Genomic DNA, 3337 nt, shown 5'->3' with positions numbered 1-3337 from the left:
GTAAAAGCTTAGAAATGAGCATTCCATCGTGGTGATGGTGAATGTTGATTTCTAGTCTTTGATTAGATCGTTCTTTAAAAATTTGGGTATGTGATAGAAAGATAGACTGGACAGCACTTTCACTGGTGTTGTTACAGGCTAAGGTAAAATTTGTGAGTTAAATTGCGAATTTTCGGCGAATGTCGTCTTCACAGTATAACCAGATTGCTTGGGGTTATATGGTCAAGTGAAGAAGCGCATACGGTGGATGCCTTGGCAGTCAGAGGCGATGAAAGACGTGGTAGCCTGCGAAAAGCTTCGGGGAGTCGGCAAACAGACTGTGATCCGGAGATGTCTGAATGGGGGAACCCAGCCATCATAAGATGGTTATCTTAAGCTGAATACATAGGCTTAAGAAGCGAACCAGGGGAACTGAAACATCTAAGTACCCTGAGGAAAAGAAATCAACCGAGATTCCCTTAGTAGTGGCGAGCGAACGGGGACCAGCCCTTAAGTGGCTTTGAGATTAGCGGAACGCTCTGGAAAGTGCGGCCATAGTGGGTGATAGCCCTGTACGCGAAAATCTCTTGGTCATGAAATCGAGTAGGACGGAGCACGAGAAACTTTGTCTGAATATGGGGGGACCATCCTCCAAGGCTAAATACTACTGACTGACCGATAGTGAACTAGTACCGTGAGGGAAAGGCGAAAAGAACCCCGGAGAGGGGAGTGAAATAGATCCTGAAACCGTATGCGTACAAGCAGTGGGAGCCCACTTTGTTGGGTGACTGCGTACCTTTTGTATAATGGGTCAGCGACTTATTTTCAGTGGCGAGCTTAACCGAATAGGGGAGGCGTAGCGAAAGCGAGTCTTAATAGGGCGTCTAGTCGCTGGGAATAGACCCGAAACCGGGCGATCTATCCATGGGCAGGTTGAAGGTTGGGTAACACTAACTGGAGGACCGAACCGACTACCGTTGAAAAGTTAGCGGATGACCTGTGGATCGGAGTGAAAGGCTAATCAAGCTCGGAGATAGCTGGTTCTCCTCGAAAGCTATTTAGGTAGCGCCTCATGTATCACTGTAGGGGGTAGAGCACTGTTTCGGCTAGGGGGTCATCCCGACTTACCAAACCGATGCAAACTCCGAATACCTACAAGTGCCGAGCATGGGAGACACACGGCGGGTGCTAACGTCCGTCGTGAAAAGGGAAACAACCCAGACCGTCAGCTAAGGTCCCAAAGTTATGGTTAAGTGGGAAACGATGTGGGAAGGCTTAGACAGCTAGGAGGTTGGCTTAGAAGCAGCCACCCTTTAAAGAAAGCGTAATAGCTCACTAGTCGAGTCGGCCTGCGCGGAAGATGTAACGGGGCTCAAACCATACACCGAAGCTACGGGTATCACTTAGGTGATGCGGTAGAGGAGCGTTCTGTAAGCCTGTGAAGGTGAGTTGAGAAGCTTGCTGGAGGTATCAGAAGTGCGAATGCTGACATGAGTAACGACAATGGGTGTGAAAAACACCCACGCCGAAAGACCAAGGTTTCCTGCGCAACGTTAATCGACGCAGGGTTAGTCGGTCCCTAAGGCGAGGCTGAAAAGCGTAGTCGATGGAAAACAGGTTAATATTCCTGTACTTCTGGTTATTGCGATGGAGGGACGGAGAAGGCTAGGCCAGCTTGGCGTTGGTTGTCCAAGTTTAAGGTGGTAGGCTGGACTCTTAGGTAAATCCGGGAGTCTAAGGCCGAGAGCTGATGACGAGTGTACTTTTAGTACACGAAGTGGTTGATGCCATGCTTCCAAGAAAAGCTTCTAAGCTTCAGGTAACCAGGAACCGTACCCCAAACCGACACAGGTGGTTGGGTAGAGAATACCAAGGCGCTTGAGAGAACTCGGGTGAAGGAACTAGGCAAAATGGCACCGTAACTTCGGGAGAAGGTGCGCCGGTGAGGGTGAAGGACTTGCTCCGTAAGCCCATGCCGGTCGAAGATACCAGGCCGCTGCGACTGTTTATTAAAAACACAGCACTCTGCAAACACGAAAGTGGACGTATAGGGTGTGACGCCTGCCCGGTGCCGGAAGGTTAATTGATGGGGTTAGCTAACGCGAAGCTCTTGATCGAAGCCCCGGTAAACGGCGGCCGTAACTATAACGGTCCTAAGGTAGCGAAATTCCTTGTCGGGTAAGTTCCGACCTGCACGAATGGCGTAACGATGGCGGCGCTGTCTCCACCCGAGACTCAGTGAAATTGAAATCGCTGTGAAGATGCAGTGTATCCGCGGCTAGACGGAAAGACCCCGTGAACCTTTACTATAGCTTTGCACTGGACTTTGAATTTGCTTGTGTAGGATAGGTGGGAGGCTTTGAAGCGTGGACGCCAGTTCGCGTGGAGCCAACCTTGAAATACCACCCTGGCAACTTTGAGGTTCTAACTCAGGTCCGTTATCCGGATCGAGGACAGTGTATGGTGGGTAGTTTGACTGGGGCGGTCTCCTCCTAAAGAGTAACGGAGGAGTACGAAGGTGCGCTCAGACCGGTCGGAAATCGGTCGTAGAGTATAAAGGCAAAAGCGCGCTTGACTGCGAGACAGACACGTCGAGCAGGTACGAAAGTAGGTCTTAGTGATCCGGTGGTTCTGTATGGAAGGGCCATCGCTCAACGGATAAAAGGTACTCCGGGGATAACAGGCTGATACCGCCCAAGAGTTCATATCGACGGCGGTGTTTGGCACCTCGATGTCGGCTCATCACATCCTGGGGCTGAAGCCGGTCCCAAGGGTATGGCTGTTCGCCATTTAAAGTGGTACGCGAGCTGGGTTTAGAACGTCGTGAGACAGTTCGGTCCCTATCTGCCGTGGACGTTTGAGATTTGAGAGGGGCTGCTCCTAGTACGAGAGGACCGGAGTGGACGAACCTCTGGTGTTCCGGTTGTCACGCCAGTGGCATTGCCGGGTAGCTATGTTCGGAATAGATAACCGCTGAAAGCATCTAAGCGGGAAACTAGCCTCAAGATGAGATCTCACTGGGACCTTGAGTCCCCTGAAGGGCCGTCGAAGACTACGACGTTGATAGGTTGGGTGTGTAAGCGCTGTGAGGCGTTGAGCTAACCAATACTAATTGCCCGTGAGGCTTGACCATATAACACCCAAGCAATCTGCTTGCTTCGAAAGAAGAACCAGATTGCGGTGTGTGAAGACGAAGTACACCGAAAGTTCGGAAAAACACACAAATCTATTACATACCCATTCGCTGGAGCGTGATCCGAAAGGAGAACGACCTGGCTACCGAATTTCTTGACGACCATAGAGCATTGGAACCACCTGATCCCATCCCGAACTCAGCAGTGAAACGATGCATCGCCGA

At 50.9% G+C, this 3337-nt stretch carries 2 rRNA genes; both read left to right on the top strand.

Annotation, left to right across the window (positions count from 1 at the left end):
* Positions 1-220 precede the first annotated feature (220 nt).
* Positions 221-3112 (top strand): 23S ribosomal RNA (locus AC1RPZ_RS03185).
* Positions 3113-3266: 154 nt separating this feature from the next.
* Positions 3267-3337: ribosomal RNA gene (gene rrf, locus AC1RPZ_RS03180) — 5S ribosomal RNA — on the top strand; the annotation flags it as partial.

The sequence above is a fragment of the Pseudomonas sp. GW822-FHT02D10 genome (assembly GCF_058802345.1).
This window is presented reverse-complemented; position numbering and strand designations above follow the sequence as displayed.